At 64.6% G+C, this 13,121-nt stretch carries 11 protein-coding genes, 1 tRNA gene and 2 pseudogenes; 6 read left to right on the forward strand and 8 right to left on the reverse strand.

Annotation, left to right across the window (positions count from 1 at the left end; all coding sequences use genetic code 11):
• A tRNA-Ala gene (locus ACI790_RS03710) sits at positions 1–73 on the forward strand.
• A gap of 200 nt (positions 74–273) precedes the next feature.
• Here the strand turns inward: ACI790_RS03710 and ACI790_RS03715 are convergent.
• The 3 genes and pseudogenes from ACI790_RS03715 to ACI790_RS03725 all read right to left on the reverse strand — a co-directional run.
• A pseudogene (locus ACI790_RS03715) lies at positions 274–1,302 on the reverse strand (tyrosine-type recombinase/integrase); the annotation flags it as partial.
• Positions 1,303–1,369: 67 nt separating this feature from the next.
• The gene (locus ACI790_RS03720; RefSeq protein ID WP_456568435.1) at positions 1,370–1,612 is read right to left on the reverse strand and encodes a helix-turn-helix domain-containing protein; all 243 of its coding nucleotides are present in this window, start codon (positions 1,610–1,612) and stop codon (positions 1,370–1,372) included.
• 183 nt (positions 1,613–1,795) lie between these two features.
• A complete protein-coding gene (locus ACI790_RS03725; protein WP_456568436.1) occupies positions 1,796–2,005 on the reverse strand; it encodes a hypothetical protein in 210 nt (69 codons plus the stop codon).
• A 2,044-nt stretch (positions 2,006–4,049) separates the two neighbouring features.
• Between ACI790_RS03725 and ACI790_RS03730 the strand changes: the two genes are divergently transcribed.
• Positions 4,050–4,592, forward strand: coding sequence for an HIT family protein (locus ACI790_RS03730; protein ID WP_456568554.1), 543 nt, complete (start codon positions 4,050–4,052; stop codon positions 4,590–4,592).
• On the opposite strand, the gene ACI790_RS03735 is transcribed toward ACI790_RS03730, so the two are convergent.
• On the reverse strand, positions 4,476–5,099 hold the full coding sequence (locus tag ACI790_RS03735; protein WP_456568437.1) for a class I SAM-dependent methyltransferase: 624 nt from the start codon (positions 5,097–5,099) through the stop codon (positions 4,476–4,478). The two genes, ACI790_RS03730 and ACI790_RS03735, sit on opposite strands and share 117 nt — an antisense overlap.
• Positions 5,100–5,131: 32 nt before the next feature.
• Complete coding sequence (locus tag ACI790_RS03740) at positions 5,132–5,890, reverse strand: hypothetical protein (protein WP_456568438.1); 759 nt, start codon at positions 5,888–5,890, stop codon at positions 5,132–5,134.
• Positions 5,891–5,965: 75 nt separating this feature from the next.
• On the opposite strand from ACI790_RS03740, the gene ACI790_RS03745 reads away from it, so the two are divergent.
• The 3 genes and pseudogenes from ACI790_RS03745 to ACI790_RS03755 form a co-directional block, all read left to right on the forward strand.
• On the forward strand, positions 5,966–6,640 hold the full coding sequence (locus tag ACI790_RS03745; RefSeq protein ID WP_456568439.1) for an HIT family protein: 675 nt from the start codon (positions 5,966–5,968) through the stop codon (positions 6,638–6,640).
• Entirely contained in the window at positions 6,637–7,716 is a 1,080-nt protein-coding gene (gene thiL, locus ACI790_RS03750; protein ID WP_456568440.1) for a thiamine-phosphate kinase, read from the forward strand. The genes ACI790_RS03745 and thiL overlap by 4 nt, the downstream gene beginning before the upstream one ends.
• 1,226 nt (positions 7,717–8,942) lie before the next feature.
• Positions 8,943–9,667 (forward strand): annotated as a pseudogene (locus ACI790_RS03755) (IS3 family transposase); the annotation flags it as partial.
• A 124-nt stretch (positions 9,668–9,791) separates the two neighbouring features.
• On the opposite strand, the gene ACI790_RS03760 reads toward ACI790_RS03755, so the two are convergent.
• Both ACI790_RS03760 and ACI790_RS03765 read right to left on the reverse strand, forming a co-directional pair.
• Positions 9,792–10,922 (reverse strand): hypothetical protein, encoded by a 1,131-nt coding sequence (locus tag ACI790_RS03760; protein WP_456568441.1) that lies wholly within the window; start codon positions 10,920–10,922, stop codon positions 9,792–9,794.
• Between the two features lie 222 nt (positions 10,923–11,144).
• Positions 11,145–11,936: a GIY-YIG nuclease family protein gene (locus ACI790_RS03765; protein WP_456568442.1), complete on the reverse strand. Its 792-nt coding sequence runs from the start codon at positions 11,934–11,936 to the stop codon at positions 11,145–11,147.
• A gap of 57 nt (positions 11,937–11,993) precedes the next feature.
• Between ACI790_RS03765 and ACI790_RS03770 the strand changes: the two genes are divergently transcribed.
• Entirely contained in the window at positions 11,994–12,401 is a 408-nt protein-coding gene (locus ACI790_RS03770) for a hypothetical protein (RefSeq protein ID WP_456568443.1), read from the forward strand.
• Positions 12,402–12,441: 40 nt separating this feature from the next.
• Here ACI790_RS03770 and ACI790_RS03775 read toward each other — a convergent pair whose 3' ends face one another.
• Positions 12,442–13,074, reverse strand: coding sequence for a hypothetical protein (locus ACI790_RS03775; protein WP_456568444.1), 633 nt, complete (start codon positions 13,072–13,074; stop codon positions 12,442–12,444).
• Positions 13,075–13,121 lie beyond the last annotated feature (47 nt).

Raw genomic sequence — 13,121 nt, forward strand, 5'->3', positions numbered from 1 at the left:
GGGGCTGTGGCGCAGCTGGTAGCGCACCACACTGGCAGTGTGGGGGTCAGGGGTTCGAGTCCCCTCAGCTCCACCCCGATGACCAGGCCGTTCCCCTTCTGGGGAGCGGCCTGAGTCGTCTCTGGTTGCAGTTGTGGTTGCAGTTTGCCCACCCTTACCTGGCAGCAGCAGGGCGCTCATCCGGTCGGCGGCTTCGCGGGCTAGCGCCGGCATGACGTGGCTGTAGATGTCCATGGTCGTGCGCATCTGGCTGTGGCCGAGCAGCTCCATGACCACCCGCGGGTGCACGTTCTCGCTCAGCAGCAAGGTGGCCGCGGTGTGCCGACCGTCGTGCAGCCGGACGTGCCGGACGCCAGCTCTCTGAAGCAGGCGGGTCCAGTCGTCGTAGTCGGTCTTCTTGTCGATCGGCCGGCCGTTGGGCTGGGCGAAGACCAGGTCCTCGTCGTGCCACTCGGAGCCGGCCAGCATCCGTTCGCCGAGCTGGGCGGCGGCCTTGTGCTCCCTGAGTGCATCGAGAAGGGGCAGCGGCAGCGCCAACGTGCGCTGGCTGCGGCGGGTCTTAGGCTCCTCGTAGACCAGCCCGCCGCCGCGGACCCGGTGGATGCTGCGCCGCACCGTGAGGGTGCCGGTGAGCAAGTCGATGTCCTTCCACTGCAACGCCAGCGCCTCGGACTGGCGCAGGCCGAGGGCGAGCGCGACGGTCCAGCGGGCGGAGTTGCGGACGCCGGCTGCGGCCTGCAGCACGGCGCGGGCCTCGCCGAGATCGAGGGCGGTGGCGATGTCGCTCTGCTTCTGAGTCGGTGGATCGACGAGGCCGGCCACGTTGCGGGCGACGTGGCCACGTTGCATGGCGACGGTGAGCGCTCGGGACAGGATGCGGTGGTGGCGCAGGACGGTGGCGGGGGAGTAGCCGGCGTCGAGGAGCGCGGTGTAGAGCTGGTCGAGGTGCTCGGGGCGCAGTCGGTCGAGGCGGTGCCGTCCGAGTCCGGGGATCAGGTGCTTGCGGACGGCGGACTCGTAGCTCTCCAGTGTCCGCTGCCGCACCCGGCGCGGGGCGACCGTGGTCAGCCAGTGCTCGAGCCACTCGGCGACCGTCGGGGTCGACGTCTCGCCGACCGTCCCGGAGTCGCGCTTGCGCTCGAGCTCTCGGACCTTCGCCACCACGACGCCGCGGCTCTTGCTGCTGACGTGCCGGCGGTCGAGCGTGCCGGCGAGCTTGAAGCCGACGGAGACGTAGCCGTGCCAGCGCCCGTCGGCGCCCTTGTAGATAGTCGACTCGCCGTTCGACGCGCGTCCCGTCATCCCTTGGCGATCTTTCGGAGGCTGAGTGTCCTGGAGCGCTGAGGTAAGGGGCAGGCTCGCTGTGGATTCACGCGGCGTCCGGCGAAGGCTGTGGAGGAGACGGGAGAGCCTGGAGCCGGCGCACGTAGCGCTCGACTTCTGCCTGGGATATCCGGCAGCTGCGGCCGATGTGTACCGGTCGCAGCTCCCCGCTCTTCATGAGCGCGTACACCGTAGTGCGACCGATGCGGAGGACCGACGCGGCCTCTTCGGGCGTGAGGAGGAGACGGTCGGCGGCCATGACGTCCCCGAACGGCTGTGGATCACCCATGTCGGCCTCTCCCGGATCGATCGCGCATTTCTGCGTGACGGCTGGCTGCCCCACAACAGTGGGGCAGCGGCCTTCAGAACATCTCCAGTTCGTCCCCAACCGCACGCGCTCGAGCTTCGAGACGTGCCGACTGGAGGGTTGAGCGACTTTTCTGGTTACTGGAGAAGTCCTGGAGGCTCATGTTCAGTGCAGGTGGGGAGCGCCGGTGAGGTGCGCTCGTCGCCGGTACCCCTCCAGTACGGGCTGCAGGGCCCGCGCCAGAGCGGGCAGGTCGCGGTCGTAGAACCGTCCGTCGTTCAGTTGGCCGGCGAGCGCGCTGAGTAGCCTCGTCCAGTCGCGGCGGGTGGGCGCGAGAGGCACCGGGACTTCGACGCGCCGCTCGACGAGCTCCACTGCTGACAGACCGGAGGCAGCGGCCCTGGCCTGCTCCCAAGCCCGGTGCCGGCAGGTGGCGGAGCACCACTTCGGGATAGGCCCCCGCCTTCCCGGCGTGATGGGTCCACCGCACCACCCGCAGGCCGTCGCCGAGGTCCTCCGCTCGGGACCGTGCACGGCCGCTGGAGCTGGGGCCGAGCGAGCGTTCGGCGTCGTCCGCTGGGCTTGCTGACGCCGTTGCCGCTCGCGCTGCCGCTGTCGGGCTCGGTATTCGGGGGTGCCGCTGGTTCCCATGCCATCAAGGCTCCGAGCGAATCTCCAGTAACCCGTCACCACGAACCGGCAGACCCCGGGTGCATGAGGTGTGTTCCTCTTGATCTTGTTACTTCATCCGTGACTTAGCGCTGGCCGAGCGGCGTCGATCGCGGGCCCGATCGTCGGCTAAGAGCGGTCTGACGTCGCGGTGTACCGGCAACCCGGTGCGTGCTCGCTCTCCACGGTGCCGCGATCCGCAAGAAACGCGGTGCGCAAGGGACGACAGAGGAAGGGCTCCTCCTGGGGACGCGTCCTCCGACCCGGGAACAGGGCAAGGTGCATCGAGAATCTACGAAGGGAGCTCAGGCGAACCCCTGGATCTTGACACCAGGTCAGGAGGTCAGGCTCAGGAAGTTGCCTAGCGCCCAACCGTGGCACCGGCAACTAGCAGGCCGACCGCGACGCCCCACCTGGCTTGGCTCGCGAGCACGTACTCGAGAACTCCCTCATCGGCATCGAGCTGGAGGTGGCCAAGTTCTGTGTTCCGCCGGCGGAACACTGCCATTGGGCCGTCTGTGTCCGGCGTCGCCGCAGGTCGGCTCCGCTCCCGGAGCACCCTCTGGGCGGCCCGCCCGCTTCGGACGACCAGTCGGATGCCGGCCTGTTCCGCGAGCGACGGTGAAGCACACAGCGGCGGCCAAGCTCACGTCCGAAGTGTCTCCTGATCGAGTCCCGAGTCGAGGCCTGCGGCCTCTCGGTCGCGCTTAGGTCGCCAACCTCACTGCAGTGGCCTGCGTCAAGGCGTCCCTTGCCCTATCCAGCAAGGGTCTTGTCGTCCTCGTCTAGTTGCTCGCGGGCTCAGACATTCACGGCGGTCCCGTTGGCCTTTGACACCGGCAAGACGCACCTCACGGGTGTGGATGCCCAAGCCCAGCGCCGCTGGGCCGGCCGTCGGACAGGCGAACGTCTTCAACAACGGCCCGCTGGCTGCGGGTGAAGGGTGCTCTTCTCCTTGCCGCCGGCCACCCCCGGCGACGTGCGCCGCTCTGAAGGCGGCACGTCCACTCAGCATGGCACGGGCTGAGAACGCGGCCTGTCGGACCGCTACATGGAAGATCAGCAACACTGCAGCCCGTATGGGCGACGCCACGCGATGTCCTGGAACCGGCGTGTCAGGCCTGTCGCCGCCACGCTCGGATGTGCCTACAACGCTTTCCCGCTAGCGTCAGGCTGTGACCGCGACCGGTTCGACTGCGAGCAGAGGTCAGCCACGGAACTGGGCACGCCAGCGACGTGGCTTGCCTTGCGTACAGCTGGCAACCAGCGCCAAGACTGTCGGCACCGCCATGTAGACCGTTCTTGTGCTCGCTCCCCATCTTCCCCAGCGATGCGCGCAACACTGGCGTCCAGTCCGCGACCGACCGCTCTGGCAGGGGTACGGGTCGCCACACTCGCAGGAGGACCCATGGGATCGGCAGACCCGGCTGAGGCGAAGGCCATACGTCCAGCTCTGGACCACCCGGCCATACAGCGTCAGACTCCGGAGACGATGACCCCCACTGTCGGTTCGACCATGCCGGTAGAGGAGCCCCTTGTCGCGGTGGCGAGGTCTGGCTTGAACACGACCGTCGCGGCTTGCAGCGAGCTGGCAGCGACGACTCTGCGCACCGCCTACGTGAGGATTCAAACGTTGGCAGATGACCTACGAGAGCGACTGTCCGGCGCACGGCCGGATGCCGCAAGCCCGGCCAGGCTTGGCCGCCCAGACGCTGACGGTCACCTCGCTAGCCCGATAGGCGCTGGCCACATGGTCGACTGCTTGTTCTGTCGCACCGACGATCAAGCGGTGAACCGCATCTTATGCGAGAACGACTCATTCTTCGCCAGGCTCGACAATTTCCCGGCGACCGAGGGCCACGTTGAAATCGTTCCACGTCGTCATGTTGTGTCATTCTTCGACCTAATGGAACATGAAGTCTCAGATGCGTACGCCCTCCTCAAGCGCGCCAGGAAGATTCTGGACCAGCGGCTTGAGCCCGATGGCTACACCATCGGCGTCAATGAAGGTGAGGCGGCTGGTCGAACTGTCCACCACCTTCATATCCACCTCATTCCTCGTGCCTTCGGCGACGTCGAGGACCCCCGAGGTGGGATCCGTCGGAGTCTCCCGAATGGTAACCCCGATCTCTGGACTACGGACCTGGCGATTGCGCCGGCAAGGGAGCTTCCGCGCTTAGCGTCGACCTACAGCCACAAACCAAGCGCCGCGTCCACTCCATTCGATCCGCACATCGGCGAAACCAGCGACGCGCAACTGTTCCGCGAAGCGGGACGGATCCACCTCGGCTAACCATCTCTCGCCGAGAATCGAGCCTTGTGACTGAAGGCTGTCGGCCTCTCCAGCCTTCATGCTGACTGCCAACAGGCCACCTGGTGCGAGGACTCGACGCGCCTCGTGTATTGCGGAGGCGTGCATGCGCCTGGGCAAATGCAGCAGACTGCCGCACATCCAGACACCCGACACCGCGGCGTCAAGGAGGGGGATCGAGAGCAGGTCCCCGAGCAGGACCACCACCTTCCTCCGCGAGACAGCCTGGTCGTCTATCCGCGGGATGCACCGCAAGAGCGGCTCCGTCACGTCCATCGCGATACTGAGCCGGCCAAGCCTGGCTAACAGTGACGCGTCGCGTCCGGCTCCACAGCCCGCGTCGAGAATCGGACCTGGCGGAGTGGCGTCATGAAACCGTCTGACTTCCGCCTCAAGACCCGGGAAACGCTCGTAGGTTTGAGTCAAGTGGCAGTAACGGTTCGCCTCCTCCGCGTATGCACGCCTTGTCGCTCGGGTCGCATCTATCATTGCGTGGCCTTCTGAGCGGTTCCCACCACTACTCACGACTCGAGATCCCTCGGCCCAAACATCGCCGCCACATCTGCCGAGAGTCTCGGAACATCTTGCGCTACGAGACCGTTGAAACCGCGGCTAACGTCAATGCTTACACAGCCCAAGAACTTGTCCCTTCGCCCTCGGATTGGTGCGGCAAAAACGGCCCCACGGTGCCTGACGCGGTCGAACTCATCCCAGGTGAAGTTCATCACTGAGGCCTTCCCTTGAGTAGCAACCTGCGCTTCAAATTCAGCGCGGGTAGCTATGCGCGAGGCTAAGGCCTCCACATCGACCTGCTGGGGAGCGTTCGCTTCCCAGCACATGCCGACCACGCCCACCCCTTTCCGAGGAGTGAACGAGAGCGTGACGGGCGTCGTCCCCAATCGGTAGAACCCCACCCTGTCAAGACGCCCGGAGATCGGACTCCTGAGACTTCTGCGCGGCTTCCATATATGCATGCCTGGGTCCGACATGCTGATAGTCGAGTCGACCCTTCCTGCCTTTTCGACAAGCTGTCCGAGCTTGCTGAGCAGGTCCCGCTGGAGTTGGACGTTGCGCGCGATGCGCCCCCTCTTGGCGAAGGTCTCAAACGGCTTGACGACGGCTATGATCCCGGCCAGGACGATGATCGTTATCAGCTGCCATGTGTTGCGATCAAAGTAGGCCTGTAGTGCCGCCGGCTTCTTCGCGCCGTAGAGGGCAAGCGTCACGGTAGCCGCGATTGCCAGGATCTGATCGATGAGTCTTCCGGTGCGCGCGCTCACTCGTTCATCCTATGCTGGCGGCTGACCCCTGCGTATCAAGGTGCGGCGGTTCGCTGAACAAGGAAGACTGACTCCATGACGGTGCAAGAGCCATGCGATCTATGCTTGGAACTGACGCGCCAGTCAGTGGAGACCGAGTTTCACGCCACTTACATGGGAGACCCGCCGGGTAGGGTGCTCGCGAGTACCACTAATCTAAGACTCATTGCTGATCTGTCTCCGTTGACGGAGGGTCATGCGCTGCTCCTGCCGATAGAGCACCACCTCAACTTCGCCACTGTCTTGGATAGACATGGCGAAGAGGTCGCTGAATTCCTGGAGTATGTGTCCGGCGTGTACCGGTCCGAATATGGTAATTTGACCGTACTCGAGCATGGTTCGGCGACGGCGATGCTCGGTTCCGCTTGCATCCACCACGCGCATCTTCATCTATTGCCAATCGATGGAAGCGCGGTGGACTCAGTCATGACCCGCGACGGCTTGATTCCTGAAGATCTGAGCCGACTCGCAGACTTGGCGAATCGCGCCATGGAAGATGAGCCCTATTTCCTAAGGTTCGACGAGTCCACCGTCCGCCTGTATGGAATCGGCACCTTCAGGGCGAGCCAGTATCTTCGTTCGGTTTCGGCGGAAGTTATTGGTTTGCCAGCTGGTGCCTACGACTGGTCCGCTGTGGTTCGCAAGCAGGCGATGCGGGAGACGTGCAGGCGCCTATCGGCTGCCTTCGCGAGAGACGGAGGTCGTGAGTGACACAGTTTGGGCAGTCAATCCCCAAACCCCTCGACGAGCCTGGAAAGCTTAGGAAGATAGTTGCCCAGGTATTCGCAGGTCAGTCTGGATGGCAAGTAGGGGTTCAGGATGAGCCTGCGGTAAGTGTCATTGCTGGCGCGGACGCCCAGGACGACTGTGCGGTGTTGCGGATAGATCAGCCGGTGGATCTCGTTGTGGGCAGCGACTATGTTCGTGGGTCGAAGTTCTTCCTGTACGAATACGGGCTTTTGGATGATTTCGATATCGGATGGTACTTAGCGGCCGCGAACTTCAGCGATATTGCGGCCATGGGAGCCGAGCCTGTCGCACTCTTGAGCGTCGTGCGATATCCACGCAACATGCCGGACGAATCCTTTGGTCGGGTCCTGCGCGGAATCGCGGATAGTTGCGCCTCCGTCAACGCCATCAACATCGGCGGCGATATCGGGACCGCAGAAAGGCTATTTCTATCTGCGTCGGCCCTCGGTGTCGTGGCGCAAGGGCAAGCCTTGCTGCGGTCAGGCGCGAGGCCGGGGGATCTGGTTTGTGTTACTGGAGCTACTGGTACAGCAGGCGCGGCGTTAGCCTACTTTCGGTCCCTCGATTCCGGCCAGATCTCGCGGCGGCTGGGCGCGAATGAGGAAGAAGCACTATTACGCCCGTGGCGGCGTGCACGAGCCAAGGTGGCGGAGGGGCGTGTGCTTGCAACCAGTGCCCTAGCTACGGCTTGCATAGACACCTCCGATGGGCTTAAGGGGGCGCTCCAGGGGCTAGCTGAGCAGAGTCACGTTGGGATTGAAGTCGACATGACGAAAATTGTTGTCGAGAGTCTCGTCGAGAAGGCTGCTCAGAGTCTCCAACGATCCGCCTACGACTTCGTCTTTGGTGACAGCGTCGACTTCGAACTTGCATTCACCGTCCGCTCCCAGGACGTCGAGGCCCTCGCTGATGCCTTTGAGCGCGCAGGTTTATCGTTCTACCCGATAGGCACTGTCACTGCAGGGGCCGATGTCTTAGCCTGCATGCCTGACGGTTCGCTAGAAGCCCTACACGGAGAGCCTTGGAGCCATAAATAGCGGCGAAGGGAATACGCCTCCTAATCGGCGAGACTCTTGCGTCCTTGTTCGACCGGCGACCGGAACCGGCGACCGGCCCGTCGGCGAGTGGAGCGCCGAAGTAGGCCGCCTCATGGGTCAGCAACTGAACGGCTCGGCCTTCCGCTCCGGGAGACCGCGCGGCGACCGCCGGGGGGCATCACCTTCGAATCCCGACCGACGACTGACCGCGCTGACCAGCACGGTGAGATGTCGGCCTGACCTTTCCGCTGGCACGGTGGCCCCCGCCGAGGGACCCTTCAGCGGTCTTTACCTGTGGAATCAGGGACCGGCCCGTGACCTATTCATGACCTAGCCATCGGAAAACAGGGTCTTAAAGGGGAAGAATCGGAGCATCCGGAGGGTCCTTCAGGACTCCTCTAGTGTCCCTAAAGGGCGCGTGACCTGCGGCTTTAGGTGAAGAGGGTGACCGGGATCGAACCGGCATGGCCAGCTTGGAAGGTCGGATCGGTCTCTGCTGGTCAGCCGCCCATGCGCTCCCTGGAGGTCCGCTCCTGACGCACGTGCCCTATCGCGTCCCACAGCTGCAACTCAGAGAGTTCCAGATCGTCGGTGGGTGACTCGTGGCGGCGCTGAGCATGGCGACGATGGCGCGGGCAATCTGAGCGTCGCGGACGTCGGCAGCTTGCTGGTACAGGAACGCGGCGACGGGGGAGGAGCGGACGAGGGGCGCGGTGAACCGGCTGCAGCGGCTGCTTGCCGATCCGTCACAACGAGTCCCGCTATCTCAGATGCAAGACGTGTGTGGCACTCGATCTTGGTCGATCTCCAGTAGCGATAAGCAGCAGGATGGCCCGGTGGAGCTGAGCAGCAGAACATCACCACTGACTCCATGCTCCCGAACGGCACGCGGATGAGGAGAAGGGGCCGGCAAGCCGCTGTCGACCCACCCCGACGCTCCACGAGTGCGTCGAGGACCGTCCCCGGCGGCATGACCGTCGGCGGTAGCGCCCGCGAGCCGGTTGGCCCAGGCGCTACTGCCGGGGCGGGACCAGCTCGGCTAGCAGGGCGCGGACCCGGGCGTCGAGGTCGTCGACGATGCGGCGCACGGTATCGAGGTTATGGCCCTTCGAGTCGTCGGCCGCCAGTCCTCGTACCGCTTGCCCGGCAAGTACGGCCAGGGACTGCCCCCGGTTCGGTTGACTCCTTGCCTGTGAGGCTGCGGCCTCGCTGGAAGGATCAGCACCGTGCCCAAGCCGTTCCCGCCGGAGTTCCGGCGTGACGTCATCGCCGTGGCACGCATGGGCGAGGCGTCGATCTCCCAGGTCGCCCGAGACTTCAGGATCTCGGAGTCCTGTCTGCAGCGCTGGCTGAAGATCGCCGACCGAAACGACGGACTGGCCCTGCGGGCTTCGAGTGACCGGGGCGGCGGGGGCAAGGACGACTCCGTCGAGCTGCGGGAGCTGCGAAAGCGGAACAAGGTGTTGGAGCGAGAACGAGATCCTGCGGCGGGCGACGGCCTACTTCGCCCGCGACGTCCTCTCAAAATGATTCACCCGCTGGTCCAGGAGCTTGCCGCCGAGAAGATCCCTGTTGCGGTGACCTGCCGGATCCTGGGCTTCTCCAAGTAGGCCTTCTACAAGTGGCTCGCCAACCCGGTCAGCCAGCGGGACTGGGGACGACGCGCACCTGATCAACGCCGCGGTCGACATCCACCGAGACGACCTGGCGTTCGGCTACCGGTTCATCGCCGACGAGCTGCGCGAACGCGGTCTCGCGGTCGGTGAGAACCGGATCGCGCGGCTGTGTTCCCAGCAGCGGATCTGGTCGGTGTTCGCCAAGAAGCGGGGAATGGACCGCAAGGCCGGCCCGCCGGTGCACGATGACCTGGCCGACCGGAAAGTTCACGGCGACCGCGCCGAACATCACCTGGCTGACCGACACCACCGAGCACAGCACCGCCGAGGGCAAGCAAGAGCAGCGCGTCCCCGGACGTCCGGAAGGGGCGCTGCCGCCCAAAAGCCGCCGGACGCCCCCGACAGCGTGACGTCGGCCCGAGGAGCCGCAGTGACTAACCGTTTGCTAAGCGTTTCGGCTCACTCGCCAGGCCATGGGGTGTAAGGAGTAAATTCCCAATGAGATACCACCCAATCCATGTACAGCCTCATCATTTCACCGAAGTTCCGGGCATCCTCAAAGGTCCACTGAGGGCTGCGCTCGAACATGCTGCGACGCTCCTCAAACACCGGCTGCTCTCCCTCCATCCCTGGCACCCAAAGTCGAGACAGAGCGTCGTCATCCCCCGTCAAAGCGACCAGTTCGTCCACCAGTCTGGACATCGCCCGTTGGATGGTGACCTCACGGGAGTGCCTTTTCCACCCCTCAATGTCCTGGTACACCGAGTCGACGCACCCCAAGACAAGCGACTCCACAAGATACGACGGGTATCGGTGGAACATCTCTCTGAGCTCATGGTCGTAGCTGCTGTGATCGGGGTTGCCTTCGATGGGGACGATAAAGTCGACGACGGTGTTTGCATCCAACTGTGCCCCCTTCAAAGCGCGAATGAGGCGTCGATACCAACCGTGCGTTCGAGTGTCCATTTCCTCGGTCGCCGCAAGATGTCGAGTGGGCCAGTTTACCACCCAGTGATTGTGAGACTGGTCCCAAACACGAATGGCGTCAGATTTTTTGAGCCAACTTGAGTCGAGCATCATCTGCGCTCCAATGTGGGGCGACTGGGGTACCCAAATCGGGGTACTAGGGACGACGTCCACCGACACTTCGTCGAGACTGTTGATGGTGATGGCGACAGAGCCGACTGTCACATCCCGGACATGCGCTGACAGGGATCGGGCAACGATTGCCCGCCATTCTTCAGGGCGCAGCTCCTTATGTCCGAACCACTTGGGGAGGTGAGCGTTTGGCGTGCCGAGGTGATGGACATCGACGTCGATGTCACTGCATTCCGGTATTGCTAGGCCGTTGTACCAAGAACCCTTCAACCTAACCAGATAGGGGCCTGCTGCCGCCACGTCCGGGTCTTTTGAAAGGGTGGCCTTTACTAATGACAGAGCTGTGTCTACCAGCTCGTCTGACTTCGGGTACGCCCCCTCCGTCCACCACGCTACCCGGGACAACGCGGTGCCCAAATCCCGGTGTTCCTGGTGCAGCCATCTCAGATACGCGGCGAGATTGACGTCTGGCGCGGGATCGGAAGAATTCACGCCGCCCACCTGTCCTCCCGGAGTAGCTCGGCGCTTTCGTTGAGAAAGATCCAATTCTACTGCATCAGCCGATGCAGGACGCTTAGGAGGCCAACCAAGATCGGCGGCGAGTGTTCTCTATGCTTTGTCGATACACCGGATTGTCCGTGCAGGTACGCGACGGCGGGGGATGGCCACCGGCCTGCTCGGAACATCGACCGGCCCTCGGCAAGGGGGAGGACGCTACTGGACGCGGGTAGCCTCTTCGCCGACTGGCACAACAGCGGCGATGCGCGCGCGGTTCAGGACGTAGGACCGCGAGGCCAGAGCGTTCTGCAAGCGCTGCAACTTCACGAGTTCCGGGCGGGTGACCTGGCTGTGTTGGGGAGTCAGCTCCTGAGTCAGCTCGTACTCCAGTGCCCGGGCCTCCAATTCATCAGCCACGTTGTACAGCTCGATGCGGTCGACCTCCGGCCACCACTCCTGACCGCGCCAGTGGGAACGCAGACGCAGCCGAGGCTGGCTGGTCTGGCCTATGTATAAGGCTTTCCCGTCGGCGCCGCGCAAGATGTAGACGACATTCCCTCGCGTGGGGAGCCGGTGCCGGAAGCGCTCGAACTCGGCCGGATCCGGCCTACGGGGGGGAACCAGGTCGCCTACGGGGGGCGATGAGGTAATACTGCGTTCCTCAGCCACACGGACAATCCACCCGCAGGCGTCCTCGAGCGGTTCCCCACTACCCCAGCCCAACTCGCCCACCACGGTGAGGAGCTGGCTGGCGAGCTCCTCGGCCCACTGGTGCAGGGCCGACTCGCGTCGGTACTCCTCGGCGCGCCAGTCGGGCATGCCATAGGGCCAGCGGTCGGGGTCGTGAGCCAGGGTGCGGTCGAGATCGTCGGCGCGGCGGGCGAGTACCTCCCGCCGGTTCTCCTGCCACTGAGCGTGGGTGAGTCCGGGATGATGGCGCCAGCGGGGCTCGAGAAGGTCCGCAGGGATGGCGCGCTGGTCAGCCGGCGGCAGCGCAGGGCCTGTCATGGCACGCGACGGTAGGCGCTGCTGCTGACAGATGACGCCGAAGCGGACAGGCGCGCGATGGCGGCGCCGACCTGTGCGTGCCGCAGCCTCGAACTGGAAACCCTCACGCCACCGGCCACGGCGACCGCCGCGGTCGCCCGCGAGATCGTCCGCGGGGTTGTTGGCGAGTACCGCTGCGACGTCCTGGCGGACGCGGTCCTTGGCGCCCTGTGCACCGAGACGGTCGACGGTGTCAGCCATCCGCTGCAGTCGGCGGCCATCTACCGTGGCCTTGGCCACCTCGACTGCCTGCCGGTCGACAGCGGTCCGCTCCTGCCGAAGTTGGGGGAGTTCGGCGAAGTCGAGAACGCGGTGCTTGAGACGGGCGAGCGGGCCGTGTTGGACGTGTGGCGCCGACTAGGCATCACCGTGTCCCTGGATCCATCGGGCAGCGGCTACCTGCGCGTGGGCGGACTCGACCGGTGACACTGTGGGCACACGGACCCGCCGGCCGGAGCTATGGCCTCTATCTCTGGCTGATCGAGTCGTCCTCCAGTCTGGGCCGGTTGTCGATGGCTGAGACCTGACCCCCGGCGCGTAGGCCAGTGCGAGCCGCTTGAAGAAACCGATCCCGGGCGCTCCGACACACCTCAACGGCATCGGCCGCGTCGTCGAAGAATGCGTAGGCCTCAAGAAGACCCACGACCGACCAAAGGGACTCGTGGAGCTCCGACGCCGCCTCAACCTCACTCGGCGAGCCCACAAGGGCGATCTCCGCCGCCACCTCCTCGAGCTCATCCAGGCGTTCGAACGCCTTCTCGATCTCTTCGACCAAGATTTCCCGAGCGATGGGGTCGAGCACGCCAGGCAGCCCTTCCTCTGGGGTCAACAAGATCGTGGTGTGCCCCGGCATGCGTACCGCTCGATCGTCTCGGTCCAGCTGGGCTGCCGCTGACCAGAGGTCGCGCTCCAAGCTGAGCGACTTGGCAAGGAACTGCGAGCTGATCCGCAATCTGTCGGCGAGCCATCTGGAGCGATCCTCAGCGGCACGTCTCAGCCGTTCGGCACGTAGCGAGAGAAGTTGGGTGAGCAGCGCAGCGGAGAGCGTGCCGACCACACCGACCGTCGCCACGACAAGGGAGACGCTGGCCTGGTCCATGGACCAGTTCCTAGCATCGCAGCCTCGCGCAACGCTGCGTTGGCCTT

Source organism: Blastococcus sp. SYSU DS0539 (assembly GCF_054050855.1).